Raw genomic sequence first — 19,112 nt, forward strand, 5'->3', positions numbered from 1 at the left:
ATCGCCGCCCGCTCGGCAGCGAGTTAAGAGGCTTTCCCGGAGGACAGCAAGCGCGGTTTCCTGTAGAAATTGAACGCCGATGGCCTGTCGTCTCACACATCGATCCCCATTCGAATGCAAAGCGATCCATGACTTCCGTTCCCCGCCCCGCCTCTTCCGCCATTCTTGAACGCAACGGCCGCTTTCTGCTGGTCTTGCGCAGCAATCCGCCGTCCGCCGACATGTATGCCTTTCCAGGCGGCAGGGCCGAAGAGGGGGAAACGCCGGCCGAAGCTGCGCTGCGCGAGTTCAGGGAGGAGACAGGCATATCAGCCCGCAATCCCCGCCTCTTCGAGACCTACGAGCTGCGCTCTCATGCGGCGGACGGAACGCTGACAAGCCATTTCCTGCTGTCGGTCTTCCTCGTGGATGCCGATGAGAATGCGATCGCCGAAGCCGCTGACGATGCGGCTGATATCGGCTGGTACACGCTGGAGGACGTGCGCACCCTGCCCGTTCCTGCCAGTGTGCTCGAGTGTGTTGAACGGCTTGCCGCAGCAAACGCATAGCCCGGTCCCGAAATTAACGATGCTGAGCAATATCGGCGTGGAAACCACCTCTCCCGCCTTGTTCCCGTCATGCTTGTCCGATCAACATGGTTACATGATTCATAACAGCCATGGCCGACCGCTCCTGATCTGCATCGCGCTTGCCGCAGCCTTTCCCGCTGCGGCACAGCCGGCAGCAGGCGCGCCGCCGGCACAGGCGGCCGATGACGGAAACGCGGAGCGGCCCGCGCCCTATGACGAGCAGTTATCACGGCTCTCCGAAATTCTCGGTTCGATCGACTATCTGCGCAATCTTTGCAACCCGGCCAGAGACGACGGATGGCGCGGCGACATGCAGCGATTGCTCGATACGGAGACCAAGAGCGAACCAAAGCGAAAAGAGAGACTGACGGCGGCGTTCAACCGTGGATATCGGTCGTTCGCATCGGTTTACACCAATTGCACGCCGCAGGCGCTTGTTGCCGAGAAGCGATACCGTAACGAAGGTGCAACACTGGCCACAGAAATTACAGCACGCTTTGGAAATTAACGTTTTATTAACCCCTTTTCATGCCGGGCCGTGTCGTTTTGAGAAAAGGCTGATAAAGTTGTTAAGCAAGTGGTAAGGACATGAACGTCTCGAGGAAAGAAGCAATGGAAGCCAGCCTGAACGAAATCGACGACATGATCGTCCATGAAAAGATGCAGGCAGCGCTGGAATACCAGAACGAGGCTTGGGCAGACGGCATGGCTGACGGCATCGAGCCGGAGATCATCGCTGACGCAGCCATAGCCCATGCGATCCGTGAGACTATACGCATTCAGGGCGAACAGGGCGCGGAAGCCTTGCTCGAATCGCTGCGCGAACGCATGCTCGCCGGTGAATTCTCTCCGAACCGAACCCTGCAATAACAATCAGAGATTGCTATGCGTATATTTCCAGGCAATGCGCTTTCCCGTTCCATTGCCTCGTTTGCTGCCGTAACCCTGCTTTTGGGCAGCACTGCCTTGCCGCTACCGGCCCGCGCCTTTTCCGAGCTCAATCCGCCATCCGCCGAAGCGAAGGACGCGGCGCAGTCCAGACCACGAAAGAATGACAAGCCGATCGAGCAGGCGCTGGAGGCACCGGCCAACAACGCGCTGCCGATGCCCGATCCGCTGGTCAACAAGCAGGCCGGCCAGAGCGGCGGCGACGCTTCGAACACGAACAAATCGGTCGAATTCCTCTTCGACATCGACAAGGCGCCCGAACCGGTCAAGAAGCTTCGTGCGGCGATCGTGGAGGCTGCCGCTTCCGGCGATCTCGAGCGCCTGCGCCCGCTGATGAATATCGGTGCCGGCCTCAAGCAGACCCAGGTCACGGCAGACGATCCCGGCGAGGATCCGATCAAGACGCTGCATGACCTCTCGGGCGATCCCGACGGCATCGAGATCCTCTCCATCCTGCTCGATATCATGTCGACCGGCTTTGCCCATGTCGGCCAGGGCACGCCCGACGAAATGTATGTCTGGCCCTATTTTGCCGAGAAGGACATCAAGACGCTCTCCACGCCGGAGAAGGTCGATCTGATGCGTATCGTTACGGCCGGCGACTACGCCGACATGCAGGAATTCGGCGGCTATAATTTCTATCGCGTCGGCATCACGCCGGACGGACGCTGGAAATTCTTCACATCGGGCGAATGATCCGGCGAGGGAACTTGCGGTTCCCCGCCGAAGGCCCTACCTCTGCGTGATGAAGCATGTCGCGCAAAAGTGTGCAGCGGTTTTGCGACAACGACATGCGCAAGATCAAAGACCTGAAGCGCCGGAAGCGAATCTGAAAGATCGCGACGTGCTTTAGGTCAAATCAGCGGAACCATCATGCCAGCCGTATTCCTGAGAGAGCGTTCCCTCATCCGCGTTACCGGTGCGGAGGCAGAGACGTTTCTGCACAATCTCATCACCACCGATCTTGCCTCGCTCGGCACCGATGAAGCGCGCCCGGGCGCGCTGCTGACCCCGCAAGGCAAGATCCTGTTCGATTTCATGATCTGGCGCGACGGCTCGGGCTTTTTGCTCGAAACAGATACGGCGCAGCGAGAGGGTTTGCTCAAGCGGCTCACCATGTATCGGTTGCGCGCCAAGGTCGACTTCGGCAACGAGGACGCAGAGGGCGTCACGGTCGCGTGGGCTGGCAATGAAACGGAAAGCCCCAAAGACAGCCGCTTCGCCAAGGCGGGAACTGTGCTAACGCGCACGCCGGGCGAGCACGGCAGCGACCCCGAGACGCTCTACGACGAGCTGCGGATTGCCAATGGCATTGCCGTCTCCGGCCGCGATTTCGCATTGCAGGACGCCTTCCCGCACGATGTGCTGATGGACCTGAATGGCGGTCTTGGCTTCCGCAAGGGCTGCTACATCGGCCAGGAGGTCGTCTCGCGCACGCATCACCGCGGCACGGCGCGCAGGCGTGTCGTGATCGTGAAGGGCAGTTCGGGCCTGCCGGCATCCGGCACGGAATTGACCGTGGGCGGCAAACCGATCGGTGCGCTCGGCTCGACCGTGGACAGCCTCGGCCTGGCCGTCATCCGCATAGATCGGGCCGGTGAAGCCATGGCCGAGCATACCGCGATACAGGCGGCCGATGTGGATGTCACCGTGTCGCTTCCGGCATGGTCCGGTCTCTCCTTCCCTGCCAGCGCCGACGAGGCATCGGCATGACATCGTCCAAGACTGCGCGTGCCTGGCAGCGGATGCTGTCCGGCCGGAGGCTCGATCTTCTGGATCCCTCGCCCTTCGATGTCGAGATCGGCGACATCGCGCACGGGCTTGCCCGCGTCGCGCGCTGGAACGGACAGACCTCCGGCGATCACGCATTTTCGGTGGCACAACACAGCCTTGTCGTGGAGGCGATCTTTCGTCACCTCAATCCGGCTACACCGGACGAGCTGCTCGCCGCGCTGCTGCACGACGCTCCGGAATATGTTATCGGCGACATGATCTCGCCGTTCAAATCCGTCGTCGGGGGAGATTACAAGATCGTGGAGCAACGGCTCGAGGCGGCAATCTACCGCCGCTTCGCCCTGCCCGCGCATTGCGCGCCAAAGCTCAAGGAAAAGATCAAGAAGGCCGATACCATTTCGGCCTATTTCGAGGCGACGCTGCTTGCCGGCTTCACGTCCGAGGAGGCGCGCAAATTTTTCGGCCAGCCGCGGGACATCACACGCGAGATGCTGCCGATCGACCCGGTGCCGGCGATCGAGGCGCAGCGGATGTTCCTGACGCGCTTCGAGGCAATCGAAGCAGAGCGTGCCGCCATGAGGATCGGCGCGTGACCGCAATCATCGTATCGCCGCTGGCACGCATCGCAGAAATGGCCGTTCGCCACGGTGCCTGCGAAATGATCAGCCTGATGGCAAAGGAGCATAGCTTTCACCGGCCTGCCGTCATCAGCGCGGACCGGCACCTGCTGCTCAACATGAACGACATCAGCTTTGCCGGAACCGGCGATCTCGTCGCCCCTCAGGAGACGCATGTTCGTGCCATCATCGATTTTGCTGCCGGCTGGGATCGCAACGCGCCTTTGCTCATCCATTGCTGGATGGGCGTCTCGCGTTCGCCGGCGGCGGCCCTGATCGCGGCTTTGGCCATTCACCCTGGGGAAGACGACCTGGCGCTCGTGCGCCGCTTGCGCGCAAGTTCGCCATTTGCGACGCCGAATGCCCGGCTGGTCGCCATCGGCGACGACATGCTTGGACGTCAGGGGCGCCTGGTTGCGGCCGTGAAAGAAATCGGCCGCGGCGCGGATGCGGACGGTAACGCGCCTTTCATCCTGTCATTGGCCGGAAATGAGGCGACGTAGGCCAAATGCCATCGCGTGTTCAATCGATCACGGCATGCTTTGCCATCTGCGGATAAGTTGTTTCGCCCCGTCGCCTGAAGATCAGGTATCAATTCATCGTTAACCACAAATCGACTGGTACAGAACATATTGCCGGTGCGCACGCTGGCGTCCGAGACAACGCCTGTTCACAGGTTATTCGATGACCGCACATGCCAGACGCTTGCCGGCACCGCCGACGGGCTGGCTGCGATAATCGTCCGAGTCGGCATGGAGCATCAGCGTGCGCCCGCGAATGCCGTTCTTGCCGTTCAACGATACCATGCCGTTGAAGACCTGAGCGCGTAGCTTGCCGTCCTGATCGACATACTGGTTGGGCATGTCGCCGGCATGCGGCCCGCTGGCCGCAAGGAAGCCGTGCTCCGCCTTGGTGGGATTGAAATGGCCGCCGGCGGATTCGAAGCCATGGCTATGATCGCAGCGGTCGCTCTCATGAATATGAAAAGCCACCCAGCGATTGGCGGGTAAGCCGGAGACTTCCATCTCGATCAGGACGCCCCGCTTGCCTTCGGTCAAGGTTGCCCGCCCCGCCTGCTTGCCGTCGAGGCCGACAAAGTCGGCGGTAGCCGTTCTCTGGCTCTGGGTCTGCGCGGCTGCGGGCACGGCCGCGGCTAGAGCAAGAATTGCAACGATCATCATGCGCTTCATGGAACTCCTCCCTCTTCCGCGTGGCAACTGTCCAACGCACGGCAAGCTCGAGTGTTCCGGTGAATGGAAAAATGAACCTACATCAAAATGATAAGGCGGCCCGCCGGTTTCCCGGCAAGCCGCCCATATCGTCAGGCAATGAAGTTTCTCAGGCCGCTATGCTGCCGGTGTCGTACTGACCGTAGGTGCCGTTATAGGCATCCATGGGCGACAGCAGATCCGGATCGAAGGCGATATTCGATTCCAGCGGCCTCGCTTTGGCCAGGGTATCAGCACTCGGCAGCTGCATGAGCTTGGCCGCAAGGCTGCTCAATGCACTGTTTGAACCATTCGTACCGCCGCTGTCGGTGTTGTCAGCCGCGAGAATGCCAGGGCGCTCGCTGGCTGCGAGCTCCTCCTGGCTGAGAATGCCGTCGCCATTCGTATCGAGGCGCGAGAGCGTGCCACGATACGGATAAGAGCTGCCGGATACGGAAGAAACATGGGACATACAAACCTCCTGTGGTAGGAGCCGCCTCATGCGACGTCGTTTGTACGCAATACATCAAGGGTTAAACTACGAGATGCTTCTAAGCTGCTTCGCGCTGCCGGTAAAGACAAATTGTTAATGAGTATTAACCATAGTTCTCCAGCGGTAAATCCGAACTTCCTAATGTTTCCTCTATAATCCCCATCGCGACAGCCTGACATAATCCCCTGGAATCATAAGCGAATTTGACTATCTTGCCTTACCGGGCGAGCCGTTTCGTATATGGTGCGGCGGATCGCCCATGGAGAGGACATGATGGAATTGCTACCGCTCGTTATCCTGGTTGTCGGTATTTTGGTACTGCGAGGCCACAGCCTCAGGATAAAACGACTGGAAGCACGCGTTCAGGAGCTGCAAAACGCGCTCGCCGGCAAGGTGCTGGCGGCGGATACGGGCGAATCAGCCACCGTGACGGATTCCGGAATTCACACCGCTCAGCCTGTTAGAAACGAGCCGAGGGCGGCGATTGAGGAGGAGGCCGATACAGACGAGCCTGCCGTCGCCGCGCGCAGCGTCGCGGATATGGTCGAGGAAGACATCACTCCGGTCGCGAGCCGGATACCCGTTCAGGCGACGGAAAGCCTGGAAAGCACGATTGGTGCGCGCTGGGCCGTCTGGGTGGGCGGCATCGCGCTGGCGCTCGGCGGCATCTTCATGGTCAAATATTCGATCGAAAGCGGCCTTCTCAGTCCCGGCGTACGGCTGGTCCTTGCAGCCCTCTTCGGGTTTGCTCTGATTGTCGCCGGCGAGGTGATCCGCCGCCGCGTCGCACCCGTTCTGAGCAATGGTTTCCAGAATGCGATGATCCCCGGCGTGCTGACGGCGGCCGGTGTCGTCGCGTTGTTCGGCTCCACCTATGCGGCACATGCCATCTATGGCTTCATCGGACCGGCCACAGCCTTCGTTCTGCTGGGCCTGATCTCGCTCGTCACGCTCGCACTCTCGCTGCTGCACGGCCAGGCGCTTGCCGGCCTCGGCCTGCTGGCGTCGATGGCCACTCCTGCCCTCATCGCGTCGACCGCACCGAGACCCTGGATACTCTTCGGCTATCTCGTTCTGACCTGGCTTGCGACCCTACTGGCGTCGCGCCTGCGCCGCTGGCTGATCGCGCCGTCGCTCGCAAACGGGCTGCTCAGCCTCTGGCCCCTCCTCTACATTACCTTCAGCCCCGCCGCCGATCTCACGCCGGTTACGCTTTCTATGCTGGCGATGATGGGCGGCACGATCTTTCTCTGGCCCGGTCGCTACCCGATCTCCAAATCTGTGAACGAAAATGCCGCAGCGGCGACGGCGGACATGCCTCTACAACCTGGCGCCGGAATGGAATGGGCGGCACTTCTCGCCCGACAGCCGCTCGGTATGACGCTGACGGCAACGGTCGGCGCGCTCACCGTATCGCTCTGCCTCATAATCTACAGCCTTCAGCAGGGATATCCCATTGTCGATGCCACATTCATGTTTGCGGCGATCGTGGCGGCGGTTGCGGCCTTCGGCGCCGGCCGCCTGCATGCGGCCTGGGCAACGGTCCTATCGGCTCTCGTCGCCGTCGTCGGGGTTTCCGGCGTCCTGACCAACTGGATCGCCGGGATCGAAACAGGCGGCGCGGATGGAACCGTCAGCCTGCAAAGCATGGTGCTTTATGAAATGCTCGGCCTCGGCGCCCTCTTCGTGCTGATCGGCGCCTTTTTCCTCAGGCGATTTGCCGGGCGAGAAAAACCCTATGCCGCGCTTTGGAGCCTCGTCATGGCCGCGACGCCGCTGGCGATCGCCACCATCAGCTTCGTCAATTTCGGCAACTGGACGCTCGACTGGCTGCATGGGCTCTACGGCATCGGACTGGCTCTCGTGCTCATCGCGCTTGCGGAATGGCAAGATCGCCGCGACAACGAGGGGCCGAACCTGCCGACGAATATCCTTGCTGCCGGCTCTTTTGCCGCCGCCGTCTTCGCCCTGCATGCGCTTGCGCATCACGCCACTGTGACGATCCTGCTGCCGGTTCTCGGTATCGCCTATCTCTTGTCGGGACGCCTGCGCAACTGGCCCGTCCTGCCATGGGCGATGGTAGCCGCGCTGGTCATCGCCATGGGGCGCATCGCCTGGCAGCCGACGATCGTCGATCCGGCCGAGCTCGGCACGACCCCGGTCTTCAACATGCTGCTTGCCGGCTACGGCATACCGGCAGCCCTTGCCGTCCTTGCGGCCTTCATCACGCGCCATTCACCGAGCCTGCGGCTGCGCAATGCACTGCAGGCGCTCGCCTGCTTCCTCGCGCTGCTGACGATCGCGATCCTCGTACGCCATGCCATGAACGGCGGCGTCCTGAACGACGCGGCTCCCACACTCGGCGAACAGTCGATCTATACGCTGCTCGCAATCGGCGCTTCCGCGACGCTGATGGCGCTCGATCTGAGTGCCGCAAGCCCGGTCTTCCGTTATGGCAGCATGGCGCTCGGCGTCATTTCGGTCGCAATGATCCTCACTCTGCATCTGCTGGGCCTGAACCCGTTCATAACGGGCGAGAGCACGGGCGGTATCCCGCTCTTCAATCTGCTGCTGCTTGCCTATCTTCTGCCAGGTGTCGCCTATGGCGGATTGGCACTCTTTGCCCGCGACCGGCGACCTCTGCCCTATGTCAACATGCTGGCCGTCGCGGCAGCCATCATGGCCTTCGCGTGGGCGACATTGTCGGTGCGCCGCCTCTGGCAGGGAGAATATATTCCCTTCTGGAACGGCTTCATCCAGGGTGAGCTCTATTCCTATTCGGTCGTCTGGCTGCTGATCGGCATTGCGCTTCTTGGGCTTGGCGCCCGTTTCGAAGCGCGGAGCCTGCGCATCGCTTCGGCGGTGCTGGTCTTCATCGCCGTCGTCAAGGCCTTTCTCATCGACATGGCGAACCTGGAAGGCTTCCTGCGGGCGCTGTCCTTCATCGGCCTTGGTGCCGTCTTGATCGGCATCGGCCTGTTCTACCAAAAGATCCTGACGGCCAAGAAAACGACGGAGTGATTGCAGCGAATCCATTGGCCCGGTAGGACAACGGAACCTGCCCACAGATCAATCCGGAGCGACTGCCAACATGGACACCAACAAGACGGCGCGGGCTTTTGCCCCGTTCGAAGCACTGGCTGCGGAACTCATACCCCATGCTGCCGATGGCGACGATGGTTCGCACGATATCGCCCACATCCTGCGTGTCTTCCGCAATGCTATGGCCATTCAGGCCGAGGAAGGCGGCAATGCGCGGATTCTCGCGGCCAGCGTGCTGCTGCACGATTGCGTCGCCGTCGAAAAGAATTCGCCGCATCGCGCACAGGCCTCGCGGCTCGCAGCCGAGAAGGCTTCGGGCATCCTTCAACAACTCGGCTGGGCGGACGAGGATATAGCGGCTGCGGCGCATGCGATCACCACGCACAGTTTCTCGGCCAACCTGACGCCGGAAACGCTGGAAGCGAGGATCCTGCAGGATGCCGACCGGCTGGACGCGATCGGTATGGTTGGCGCTGCACGCTGCTTCTACATTGCCGGGCGTCTCGGTTCCGGTCTCTATGATCCCTTCGATCCTCTGGCGAGCGAACGACCGCTTGACGACAAGCGCTTCGCCATTGACCATTTCGAGACGAAGCTGTTCAAACTGGCGGACGGATTCCAGACCGAAACCGGCGCCAAGCTTGCCGAAGCACGGCACGACCGGCTGAAGACCGTGCTGGCAATGTTCATCGACGAAATCTGAGGGCTACCCATGCGCGTCAGCGATCTTTTCATCTATCCACTAAAGAGCGCACGCGGCATTGCCATTCCGTCGGCAGCCATCGACGCCTTCGGTCTCGCTGGTGATCGTCGTGCCATGCTGGTCGATCCCACAGGCAACTTCATCACCCAGCGCGAATTGCAGACACTGGCCCGGATCGACGTCCAGCCTGCGCCTTCCTATTTGCGCCTGAAGATGGAGGGCAAGTCCGACATCATCGTGCCACCGCCACATCCCGATAACCGCATGGATGTCGTCGTCTGGAAATCTGCAGTCAGCGCTTCCGTTGCCGACGACGAAACCAACAAGGCCCTGTCCGGGTGGCTGGAGCGCGAGGTCAGGATGGTGTTCTTCGACAGGCTTGCCAGGCGCGCCGCCAATCCGGAATGGGCCGGTAACGATGCGCCAGTCACCTTTACGGACGGATACCAAATCCTCATCACGACGACGGGCTCGCTGAAGGCGCTCAATGCCAATCTCGCCAGCCACAGCGAAGGTGCCGTCGGCATGGAGCGCTTCAGGCCGAATATCGTCATCGATATCGACGAGGAATGGCCGGAAGATCGCTGGGCGGCGATCGATATCGGCGGCATCCGCCTGGATCTCGTCAAGCCCTGTTCGCGTTGCGTCATGACGACGCAAGACCAGCAGACGGGCTCACGCGATGTGCCCAACCCCATGCCGGCCATGGGCCGCATCCGCATGTCGGCCGACCGGCGCGTCCCCGGTCCGCTCTTCGGCTGGAACGCCGTGCCGCGCGGCGAAGGCTCGGTGAAGATCGGCGATACGGTGACGATACTCGAAGAGCGGCCGGAAGGCTGGGCGCTGAAGCGGCGGTAGGAGCGCGGCTCCTGCGGTCAATCAGCCTTTGGCGATAAGACCTGGTGATGCCAGACCATCATCCAGCGACGCGACGGCCACCGCTTTCAATGCGGCTTGCATGAAGCCCTCACGCGCTGCGGCGATCTCTATGCCGCGCGGCTCGTAGACATGGCGATGCAGGAAGAAGCCGGTCAGGCGGAAAGCCTCGGAAAGGCTTTCCCTATCTGCGGCAACCATGGTTCCGGCCGCAAGAAACGGCGGCAAAGCGAGCATCTTGTCCGCCCAGGGCATACCGGCCGCACGGCAGACGGCTCGCCCACTTTTGGGCGATACGAAAGCCAGGTCCTCACGCACGCCGGTTGCCGCGCATTCGGTCAGATCGAGGCCGAAGCCGAGATCGTTCAGCACGGCAAGCTCGAAGCGGACGAAAAGCTCGCCGGCATCCGCAGGGTTCTGAAGATTCTCGAGAATAACATCGAGCGCATCGTAGAGATGCGGATGCGGATCACGCTCCGGCAGCAGCCGCAGCAATGCGGCCATCGCCTGCACGCCGTAGACGGCGGTCGCGGTTTCCATCAGCCGCGCGGCCCGCAGCGCGACCGGCTCCATGCGAAACTCCCCGAGATGTTCGTGCAGCCTGGCTCGCCAGGTCACCTCGACAAGGTTGCCGGCCTGCAGCACGGGCTGCATGGCGCGCGAACGCCCTGACCGCACCAGCCCCATATGACGGCCGCGGGCACGCGTCATCACTTCGGCGACGACACTGGTCTCGCCGAGGCGCTTTACGCCAAGGATGATCGCGTGGTCCTGCCACTGCATCGGTTCGATCGCCTCGAAAGATTTTTCGCGATTCGAGTTTAAGACAAATGGGTACGGCTGTCACATGGCCGAGGAGCCGCTGCCCGACAGTGTCTGGACGAAGAGGCGCATGGCCTGCTCATCGAACGGCTTGTTCAAAAGCGGCACATGCCGCAGATCCGGCGGAAAATCGAGCGTATCGGAATAGCCGCTGACGAAGCCGAAGGAGATGCCGCGCTTCATCAACAACCGGGCGAAGCCGAAGCTCGTCGACTCCCCAAGATTAACGTCCAGCATCGCAAAATCATAATGTTCGGAATGAACAGCGTTGACCGCCTGTTCCAGATTCGAAGCAATCTCAACATACTGTACCCCTACAAGGCGAAGAATTTCCTCGGCCTCCATGGCAATGATAAGATTGTCCTCGAGAATAAGGACGCGCTGAACCCTCATATCAACGCCATCCTTGCATGTGCGCGCCAGCCGGCGCTCCCCGTAAAAAGTCCCACATCTATCCCTCCGGTGCCAATCATCGGCCCGTGTTGAATGGATGGTATTTCCCATCCGCGCTGGCTCGGTCTCTTGCGACATGACCTCGCCTCCAAACCGCTTCGCACTTTTTGCACTGCGGTACTATGGGCTCGTCGACGTGCTCCAATCGCTTTTGCCGCCGGGGTTAGTAAAAGGTGAAACTGGTGGAAAAGTGACGGTGACAATAATCTATGCTGATACAGTTATCGCCGACATTTAAAAAAGACATGCCGTTTGCCTAAAAGGCCGAGCTTAGATGAAGGGGCGCTTGCCCGAATCAAAACCGTCCCAGCCTGCAAGTTCTGCAAGCCCCTCCCCATCCAGAACCTCGCAGCCCTTCTCCTGCCAAAGAAGCAACCCTCGAGCCGCCAGCTTTTTCAAAGTCTTATTGGTATGGACGACCGACAGGCCGAGTGTGTCGGCGACATGCTGCTGAGTGATAGGGATGACCTTGCTGCCGTTGAAAAGCCGCAGAGTGCTGGCGCGCTGATGCAGATATGCAATGAGATAAGCTGCTCGCTCCATCGCGGAGCGGCGGCCGATGCTCAGCAGATGCTCATCGAGAATCCGCTCCTCGCGCGATGCAATCCAGGTCAGATCATAGGCCAGCGAAGCATGAGAATTATAGAGCGTCATCAGCTCCGTGCGCTCGAAAACACAGAGCGATACTGGCGAGAGCGCTTCCGTCGAATGCTGCATCTCCCCCATGATCGACCCCTGCAATCCGATCAGATCGCCGGGCATCACGTAGTTCAGGATTTGGCGGCGGCCATCCTCCAGCGTCTTGTATCGGAAGCCCCAGCCGGAGAGGATGGTGAAAAGGTGAGCGCTATGCGCGCCTTCGAGGAAGATCGTGGCACCGGCATCGACAAGGAGCTCGCCCTTCTTGAAGCCGCTGATGAAATTCAGCTCGTCGCGCTCGAATTCTCGGAAATGCGGCAGGGATCTCAGCGGACATTGCTGGCAGGGCGTGCGTCGTCCATGCACCGTCGCTGCTGCCTTCGCCATGAAACACCCCTCAAGTTACGGCGGCAAACAGAATATGCCCAATAAGCCACTGTAATATTAAGCGTTGCAAGAACGCAAACTCTCGTCAATGCGGGAAGTCCAGCCCCATCTCCCGGAAGCGCTCAGGATCGTCACCCCAATTCTCGCGCACCTTAACGAAGAGAAACAGATGCACCGGCTGTTCCAGAATTTCGGAAAGTTCCTTGCGCGACGCGGTCGAGATCGCCTTGATCGTCTCACCGCCCTTGCCGAGCGCAATCTTCTTCTGGCTATCGCGCTCGACATAGATGACCTGCTCGATGCGCACCGAACCGTCCTTGCGCTCCTCCCACTTTTCCGTCTCGACATGCGAGGAATAGGGAAGCTCCTGATGCAGGCGCAGAAACAGCTTTTCGCGGGTGATTTCAGCCGCAAGCTGCCGCATCGGCAGGTCCGAAATCTGATCCTCGGGATAATACCACGGACCTTCCGGCAAGGTTTTCGCCAGATAGTCCATGACGTCGTCACAGCCAGAGCCATTCTCGGCCGAAATCATGAAGGTCTGATCGAAAGCGATCTTTTCGTTGGCGGCGGCGGCAAGCGCGAGCAGATCCTCGCGGCGGACACGATCGATCTTGTTCAGCACCAGGATCTTCGGCTGGGAAACTTCCTTCAGCCCTTCCAGGATGGCCTCGGCATCGCCGCGCAAACCGCGCTCGCTGTCGATCAGCAGCATGATGAGATCGGCATCCTTTGCCCCACCCCAGGCAGACGTTACCATGGCACGATCAAGCCTGCGGCGCGGCTTGAAAATGCCGGGCGTGTCCATGAAGACGATCTGCGCATTTTTGTGGATGGCGATGCCGCGCACGATCGCGCGCGTCGTCTGCACCTTGTGGCTTACGATCGAGACCTTCGCGCCGACGAGCCGGTTGACAAGCGTCGACTTGCCCGCATTGGTCGGGCCGATGAGAGCCACGAAGCCCGAATGCGTCGGGCCGATATGTTCAACCGCGCCGTCTTCGGCGGGCGTATCCTGCTGATTACTCATTTTTTTCGTCGTTCCCTAGAGCCGGATGATTTTAGGCCGAACCGACCTAAAATATGAATCCGCTCTAAAATCAAAGAAGTAGAGCATGATGCCGTCCAAAAACCGCTCACACTTTTCGGCACCATGCTCTAGCAGTCACTTCTCAGTCAACTGAGGCTGCCAAACACCTTCACGTTCCAGGATCCGCGTCGCGGCCATCTGCTCGGCCGCCCGCTTGGAACGTTCTATTCCCGTTTCGGGCGCCGTACCCGCCACTTCCACCGTCACCGTAAAGCGCGGATCATGATCCGGTCCACTGCGATCATCAACCCTGTAGATTGGGGTGACGCCGAATTTCGCATGCGCCCATTCCTGCAATTCCGTCTTGGCGTCTCGCCTTGCGCCGTCGGGCCGAATGGCGCGGCGCTCCCAAAACCGCAAGATGAAAGCTCGGGCGACTTCAAGGCCGCCATCCAGATAGAGCGCGGCAATCAGGCTTTCGACGACATCGGCGCGCACGTTCAGCATGCGCTTACCCGTCAGCTTCTTCACATCCGCGCCGGTGCGGATATAGAGATGCAGCTCCATCTCGTCGGCGACCTCGGCGCAGGTTTCGGCGCTGACGAGCTGGTTGAGGCGCACCGAAAGCTCGCCTTCCGTCGCCGTGCCGAAAGTCTTGAACAGCAGCTCGGCAATGCACAAGCCAAGAACCCGGTCGCCGAGAAACTCCAGCCGCTCATAGTTGCCCGTCTTGTGTGTGCGGGCGCTCGCATGCGTCAGCGCCCGGTCGAGACGCTCCTTTTCGGCGAATTCGTGGCCTATAACGACCTCAAGCCTGGCACGATCCGCCTGGGAGAGCGTCAACACCTTCGTCATTCGACAACCTTGAAGAGGCGATCCCAACGCATGTTGGTCGGCCATTTCCAGACCTCGCGGAACGAGGTGTCGTGACCCAGCGAGAAGAAGATCACGCTTGCACGGCCGATGAGGTTTTCGGCGGGCACATAACCGACATCGAAACGGCTATCGTCGGAATTGTCGCGATTGTCGCCCATCATGAAGTAATGGCCGGCCGGCACGACATATTCCTGGGTGTTGTCGCCGCGGGAGTTCGGCGAAAGGTCCAGCGTGTCATAGACCTTGCCCGTATCCGACAGACGCTCGCTATAAACAGGGATGTTGTCACCCGGTTCCTGGCTGTAATCCGACGAGAAGGTGCCGTGCGGCTCACGCGGAACAGCCTGACCGTTGATATAGAGAATGTCGTTCTTGACCTGGATACGGTCGCCCGGCAGACCGATGACGCGCTTGATGTAATCGACATCCGGATTCGGCGGGAAACGGAAAACCACGACGTCGCCGCGCTTCGGCTCGCTGCCGAAGATGCGGCCGCTGAACAGATCCGGCGAGAACGGCAGCGAATATTTCGAATAACCGTAAGCGAACTTGTTGACGAAGATGTAGTCGCCGACAAGAAGCGTCGGCATCATCGAGCCGGACGGAATGGTGAATGGCTGAAAGAGAACCGTGCGGATGATCATGGCCAGGACGAGCGCCTGGACGATGACCTTGATGTTTTCCCACAGGGCGTTCTGCTGTTTTACGGCTTTCTCGGACACGCAGTCTTATTCCTTCTTCGCACCCCACCGGCGCAACTTGCATTCAGGCTCTCTCTACTCGCTTCAAATCACGGCGGCAATGCCGGGAGCGCCAAAAGCGTCATATGGCTGTGATTCAGCCGTCCATCGGCAGCGCCTCGATGATCACGAAGGCCTGCGCAAGAGGAAAATCATCCGTTATCGTCAAATGAATGGCGGCGCGGTGATTTGTCGGCAGCATCGAAGCCAGTCTTTCTGCAGCACCGCCGGTCAATTGCATGGTCGGCTTGCCGCTCGGCAGATTGACGACGCCCATGTCGCGCCAGAAGACGCCCTGTGCCAGGCCGGTGCCCAGCGCCTTGGAACAGGCTTCCTTCGCGGCAAAGCGCTTGGCATAGGATGCCGCCCTGTTTTTGCGGCCTTCGGATTTGGCGCGCTCGATGCCGGTAAAGCAGCGTTCGATGAACCGTGCGCCGAAACGTTCGATCGTCTTCTCCACCCGGCGGATGTCGATGAGATCGCTGCCTATGCCGATGATCATGAATGGCCCTCCTGGCGGCCTGGACGATGTCAGGCTCGTCAGACGCTCGATGCGTTCTCGGCTAGCGCCAGACGCTCGCGGGCGCGCTCCATCAAGCGCTCCTTACGGCGCGCCTTGAAGGTCTTCACACCGTAATAGGTGAGCGCATAGACGATGACGCCGGTGACGATCGCAGGCGGAATGCCGCCGATCAGCATCGGCTTCAAAACCGGGTCCCAGATTTGCGAGAGATCGCCCTTATGCCACAGCGCCGGCAGATCGATGCTGCCGCCCTGCCCGCCGCTGTCGCGCGACAAGATCAGATGACCGATTTCCCAGGTGAGCGCCCAGATGAAGGGATAGGTTATGGGATTGCCGGCGGCCAGGCAGCCGAGCGCGGAAGCAATGACATTGCCGCCGACCAGATAGGCGATGATGATCGCCATGACGAAATGCACGCCGATGAAGGGCGTCCATGACACGACGATACCGGCTGCAAAGCCGGCCGCAACCGAATGCGGCGAAGCGGCAAGGCGAACGAGGCGCTTGCCGAAATATTGGAACGAACGGACGAAACCCTTGCGGGGCCAAAGGTGCTCCCGCAGTTTTTCCTTGAATGTCAGTGGTTTTCGGCGACGAAATAGCATGCGGCTTATCTAGTGCAATGGGGGCCGTCGTGACAAGGGCGGCCAAACTGTCACGCACTGATTAAGAACCGAAAGTGCGGCCCTTTTTTGGAACGTCGCCTGCTCAGGATGCAGAAAACGGACATTCCCTTCATTCGCCGGCAACAATCCCTCAAGTTCGGGATACTCCCAAGGGCGCAACAACGACGCGCCCCTCCTGGCCTTTCAAGTATTAACAGCGATTAACGCGTGCGGAACAGACCGCGATCGACCTGACGCTGACGATATTCAAGGTCAAAACGGTCATGCGAGCCGTTCAGATAAGCCATTTCGCGTTCTTCAACACTCGGAACACGCAGGGCACGGGCGATTTTCTTGATCGGGGTAAACATTGTCTTCTCTCATCTCAGTTTCGTTTCTTCGATGATCAAAAGATAGGCTCGAGAGAGGTTAATTACCACCGCTCTAAAATATACGCAGCCATGCACCAAATGCATATCTACCCGGAAAGACGCTCGATTTTGGTCATGAAATGATCACAAAATATGCAGACTGCATCGGATCGACAGCGACGCCATGTGGCGTCACTCGTAGAGACGCTTTACGGTCGCGATGCAATCGAGCTCCTTGAGCTGCACCAGAAGCTGGTTGAGCTGACGCAGATCCCAGACCTCGACATCCAGCGCCATCTCGGTGAAGTCAGCTGCGACACGAACCGTGTTGAGCACGCGGATATTGACGTCCACGTCCGCGACTGTCTGCGCCACCTTGGCCAGCGTGCCCGGCTCGTTCAGCGCATTGATGAGGATGCGTGCGGCAAAACGGGACTTGTTGGCCTCGTCCAGATCCCAGCGCACATCGATCCAGCGTTCCGGCTCGTCATCGAACCGCTGCAGAACCGGCGACTGGATCGGATATATGGTGATGCCCTTGCCCTTTTCCATGATGCCGACGATACGGTCGCCCGGAACGGCGCCGGTCGATGCGAAATGCACCTCGACATTAGCCGAAATGCCGCGGATCGGCGGCGCATCGATATCGGCGCCGTCGGAAACCTCGGCCTTGTTCTTGCCGGGGATCTTGAAGATCATGCCGGAGGCGCTGCGGACGTTGAACCAGCCCTCGTCGCCGGCCGGCTTCACGGTGACGCGCTCGTCCTGATGATCCGGATAGACCGCGCGCAGTACGTCGAGCGACGACATCTCCCCTCGCCCGACGGCGGCGATCGCGTCCTCCACGTCCTTCTGGCCGAGGCGATGGAGAGCCGGCTTCAGCGCATCGCGCGAGAAGACCTTGCCGGCACGCTCGAAGGTGCGCTCCAGAATGCGGTGGCCAAGGCCGGCATATTGTTTGCGGATGGCAAGGCGGGTCGCGCGGCGAATGGCGGCGCGCGCCTTTCCGGTGACCACGATTTCCTCCCAGGCGGCCGGCGGCACCTGCACGCCGGAGCGGATGATCTCGACTTCATCGCCGTTGTTCAGACGCGTCACCAGCGGCATGATGCGGCCGTTGATCTTGGCGCCGACGGTCGTATCGCCGATATTGGTATGGACCGCATAGGCAAAGTCGATCGGCGTCGCGCCGCGCGGCAGGGCGATCAGCTTGCCCTTGGGCGTGAAGCAGAAGACCTGGTCCTGGAACAGTTCGAGCTTTGTGTGCTCGAGGAACTCTTCCGGACTGTCGCCTTCGGCCAGCGCCTCGATGGTATGACGCAGCCAGGAATAGGCGTTGCTTTCCCGCGAGAGCAATTCACCGTCACCATTGGCGCTGGCACCGTCCTTGTAGAGCGTATGGGCGGCGATGCCGAATTCGGCGATCTCATGCATGCGCTTGGTGCGGATCTGCAGCTCGATGCGCTGACTGGAAGGACCGACGATCGTCGTGTGCAGAGAACGATAGTCGTTCTGCTTCGGCGTCGAGATATAATCCTTGAAGCGGCCGGGCACAACACGCCAGCGGGTATGCACGATGCCGAGCGCCCTGTAGCAGGACGGAATGTCATCGACGAGGAGGCGGAAACCGTAGACATCGGAAAGCTGCTCGAAGGACAGCGACTTCGACTGCATCTTGCGGAAGACCGAATAAGGCTTCTTCAGCCGGCCCTTGACCATGGCATTGGCAAGGCCATTGGCAACAAGCAGGTCGCGCAGCTCGGTTTCGATCTTCTTGACGAGACCCTCGTTGCGCCGCGAGAGCTCCTCGAGACGTTTGGTGACGGTTTCATGCGCCTCCGGGTTGATATGGCGGAAGGAAAGCTCTTCGAGCTCCTCGCGCATGTCCTGCATGCCCATGCGGCCGGCAAGCGGCGCATAGATTTCCATCGTCTCTTCGGAAATACGGGCGCGCTTTTCCGGCGACATATGATCGAGCGTGCGCATATTGTGCAGGCGGTCGGCGAGCTTGACCAGAAGCACGCGCACATCGTCGGAAATGGCGAGCAGCAGCTTGCGCAGGTTTTCCGCCTGCTTCGCCTTCTTGGTGACCAGATCGAGCTTCTTAATCTTCGTCAGGCCTTCGACCAGACGGCCGATATCCTCGCCGAAAAGTTCGTCGATTTCGGCGCGCGTCGCCGTCGTATCCTCGATCGTGTCATGGAGAAGAGCGACCGCGATGGTCGATTCATCCAGACGCATGTCCGTCAGGATGGCAGCAACTTCGAGAGGATGGGAAATATAGGGATCGCCGCTGGCACGTTTCTGCTGGCCATGCTTCTGCATCGCATAGACATAGGCCTTGTTGAGGAGAGCTTCGTTGGCATCGGGCTTGTATTTCTGCACGCGCTCGACAAGCTCGTATTGCCGCATCATTCCAAAGCTACTCCAGCAAAAACAAAAGCGCGCCAGTCAGCTGACCGGCGCACGCATCTTG

At 60.2% G+C, this 19,112-nt stretch carries 22 protein-coding genes; 10 read left to right on the top strand and 12 right to left on the bottom strand.

The window, feature by feature from the left end:
- Positions 1 to 128 precede the first annotated feature (128 nt).
- The 7 genes from Q4Q11_RS00915 (at position 129) to Q4Q11_RS00945 (ending at position 4,371) form a co-directional block, all read left to right on the top strand.
- Complete coding sequence (locus Q4Q11_RS00915; protein ID WP_498568275.1) at positions 129 to 548, top strand: NUDIX hydrolase; 420 nt, start codon at positions 129 to 131, stop codon at positions 546 to 548.
- A 94-nt stretch (positions 549 to 642) separates the two neighbouring features.
- Positions 643 to 1,077 carry a TIGR02301 family protein gene (locus Q4Q11_RS00920; protein ID WP_498568298.1) on the top strand — a complete coding sequence of 145 codons (435 nt, stop codon included), beginning with the start codon at positions 643 to 645 and terminating at the stop codon, positions 1,075 to 1,077.
- Between the two features lie 104 nt (positions 1,078 to 1,181).
- Entirely contained in the window at positions 1,182 to 1,439 is a 258-nt protein-coding gene (locus Q4Q11_RS00925; protein ID WP_015339315.1) for a hypothetical protein, read from the top strand.
- Between the two features lie 15 nt (positions 1,440 to 1,454).
- Positions 1,455 to 2,213, top strand: a complete 759-nt coding sequence (locus Q4Q11_RS00930) for a hypothetical protein (protein ID WP_498568276.1) — start codon at positions 1,455 to 1,457, stop codon at positions 2,211 to 2,213.
- Between the two features lie 177 nt (positions 2,214 to 2,390).
- Entirely contained in the window at positions 2,391 to 3,230 is an 840-nt protein-coding gene (gene ygfZ, locus Q4Q11_RS00935; RefSeq protein ID WP_498568277.1) for a CAF17-like 4Fe-4S cluster assembly/insertion protein YgfZ, read from the top strand.
- Positions 3,227 to 3,844 carry an HD domain-containing protein gene (locus Q4Q11_RS00940; RefSeq protein WP_112506847.1) on the top strand — a complete coding sequence of 206 codons (618 nt, stop codon included), beginning with the start codon at positions 3,227 to 3,229 and terminating at the stop codon, positions 3,842 to 3,844. Before ygfZ ends, Q4Q11_RS00940 begins: the two co-directional genes overlap by 4 nt.
- On the top strand, positions 3,841 to 4,371 hold the full coding sequence (locus Q4Q11_RS00945) for a tyrosine phosphatase family protein (RefSeq protein WP_112506845.1): 531 nt from the start codon (positions 3,841 to 3,843) through the stop codon (positions 4,369 to 4,371). The genes Q4Q11_RS00940 and Q4Q11_RS00945 overlap by 4 nt, the downstream gene beginning before the upstream one ends.
- A gap of 174 nt (positions 4,372 to 4,545) precedes the next feature.
- Here Q4Q11_RS00945 and Q4Q11_RS00950 read toward each other — a convergent pair whose 3' ends face one another.
- Together Q4Q11_RS00950 and Q4Q11_RS00955 are read right to left on the bottom strand one after the other, a co-directional pair.
- A complete protein-coding gene (locus tag Q4Q11_RS00950) occupies positions 4,546 to 5,058 on the bottom strand; it encodes a superoxide dismutase family protein (RefSeq protein ID WP_112506843.1) in 513 nt (170 codons plus the stop codon).
- Positions 5,059 to 5,206: 148 nt separating this feature from the next.
- Positions 5,207 to 5,548 carry a hypothetical protein gene (locus Q4Q11_RS00955; RefSeq protein ID WP_112506841.1) on the bottom strand — a complete coding sequence of 114 codons (342 nt, stop codon included), beginning with the start codon at positions 5,546 to 5,548 and terminating at the stop codon, positions 5,207 to 5,209.
- A gap of 294 nt (positions 5,549 to 5,842) precedes the next feature.
- Here Q4Q11_RS00955 and Q4Q11_RS00960 point away from each other — a divergent pair, with 294 nt between their 5' ends.
- From Q4Q11_RS00960 to Q4Q11_RS00970, 3 genes are all read left to right on the top strand, one after another.
- Positions 5,843 to 8,590, top strand: coding sequence for a DUF2339 domain-containing protein (locus Q4Q11_RS00960; protein ID WP_498568299.1), 2,748 nt, complete (start codon positions 5,843 to 5,845; stop codon positions 8,588 to 8,590).
- A 70-nt stretch (positions 8,591 to 8,660) separates the two neighbouring features.
- A complete protein-coding gene (locus Q4Q11_RS00965) occupies positions 8,661 to 9,314 on the top strand; it encodes an HD domain-containing protein (protein ID WP_498568278.1) in 654 nt (217 codons plus the stop codon).
- Positions 9,315 to 9,323: 9 nt separating this feature from the next.
- Entirely contained in the window at positions 9,324 to 10,172 is an 849-nt protein-coding gene (locus Q4Q11_RS00970; RefSeq protein ID WP_498568279.1) for an MOSC domain-containing protein, read from the top strand.
- Positions 10,173 to 10,193: 21 nt separating this feature from the next.
- Here Q4Q11_RS00970 and recO read toward each other — a convergent pair whose 3' ends face one another.
- The 10 genes from recO to Q4Q11_RS01020 form a co-directional block, all read right to left on the bottom strand.
- On the bottom strand, positions 10,194 to 10,973 hold the full coding sequence (gene recO / locus Q4Q11_RS00975) for a DNA repair protein RecO (RefSeq protein ID WP_112506835.1): 780 nt from the start codon (positions 10,971 to 10,973) through the stop codon (positions 10,194 to 10,196).
- 60 nt (positions 10,974 to 11,033) lie between these two features.
- A complete protein-coding gene (locus Q4Q11_RS00980) occupies positions 11,034 to 11,516 on the bottom strand; it encodes a response regulator (protein WP_498568300.1) in 483 nt (160 codons plus the stop codon).
- Positions 11,517 to 11,735: 219 nt separating this feature from the next.
- A complete protein-coding gene (locus Q4Q11_RS00985) occupies positions 11,736 to 12,491 on the bottom strand; it encodes a Crp/Fnr family transcriptional regulator (protein ID WP_112506831.1) in 756 nt (251 codons plus the stop codon).
- A gap of 85 nt (positions 12,492 to 12,576) precedes the next feature.
- The gene (era, locus tag Q4Q11_RS00990) at positions 12,577 to 13,521 is read right to left on the bottom strand and encodes a GTPase Era (protein WP_112506829.1); all 945 of its coding nucleotides are present in this window, start codon (positions 13,519 to 13,521) and stop codon (positions 12,577 to 12,579) included.
- Between the two features lie 135 nt (positions 13,522 to 13,656).
- Positions 13,657 to 14,376 carry a ribonuclease III gene (gene rnc, locus Q4Q11_RS00995; protein ID WP_112506827.1) on the bottom strand — a complete coding sequence of 240 codons (720 nt, stop codon included), beginning with the start codon at positions 14,374 to 14,376 and terminating at the stop codon, positions 13,657 to 13,659.
- On the bottom strand, positions 14,373 to 15,119 hold the full coding sequence (lepB, locus tag Q4Q11_RS01000) for a signal peptidase I (protein ID WP_112506825.1): 747 nt from the start codon (positions 15,117 to 15,119) through the stop codon (positions 14,373 to 14,375). The genes rnc and lepB overlap by 4 nt, the downstream gene beginning before the upstream one ends.
- A gap of 115 nt (positions 15,120 to 15,234) precedes the next feature.
- Positions 15,235 to 15,639 (bottom strand): holo-ACP synthase, encoded by a 405-nt coding sequence (acpS, locus tag Q4Q11_RS01005; protein ID WP_112506823.1) that lies wholly within the window; start codon positions 15,637 to 15,639, stop codon positions 15,235 to 15,237.
- Between the two features lie 38 nt (positions 15,640 to 15,677).
- A complete protein-coding gene (locus tag Q4Q11_RS01010) occupies positions 15,678 to 16,265 on the bottom strand; it encodes a DUF2062 domain-containing protein (protein ID WP_112506821.1) in 588 nt (195 codons plus the stop codon).
- Between the two features lie 221 nt (positions 16,266 to 16,486).
- Positions 16,487 to 16,636 carry a DUF3563 family protein gene (locus Q4Q11_RS01015; protein WP_075852114.1) on the bottom strand — a complete coding sequence of 50 codons (150 nt, stop codon included), beginning with the start codon at positions 16,634 to 16,636 and terminating at the stop codon, positions 16,487 to 16,489.
- Between the two features lie 192 nt (positions 16,637 to 16,828).
- On the bottom strand, positions 16,829 to 19,051 hold the full coding sequence (locus tag Q4Q11_RS01020) for a RelA/SpoT family protein (protein ID WP_498568280.1): 2,223 nt from the start codon (positions 19,049 to 19,051) through the stop codon (positions 16,829 to 16,831).
- Positions 19,052 to 19,112 lie beyond the last annotated feature (61 nt).

It is taken from the genome of Rhizobium sp. UFLA01-1127, from assembly GCF_059803845.1.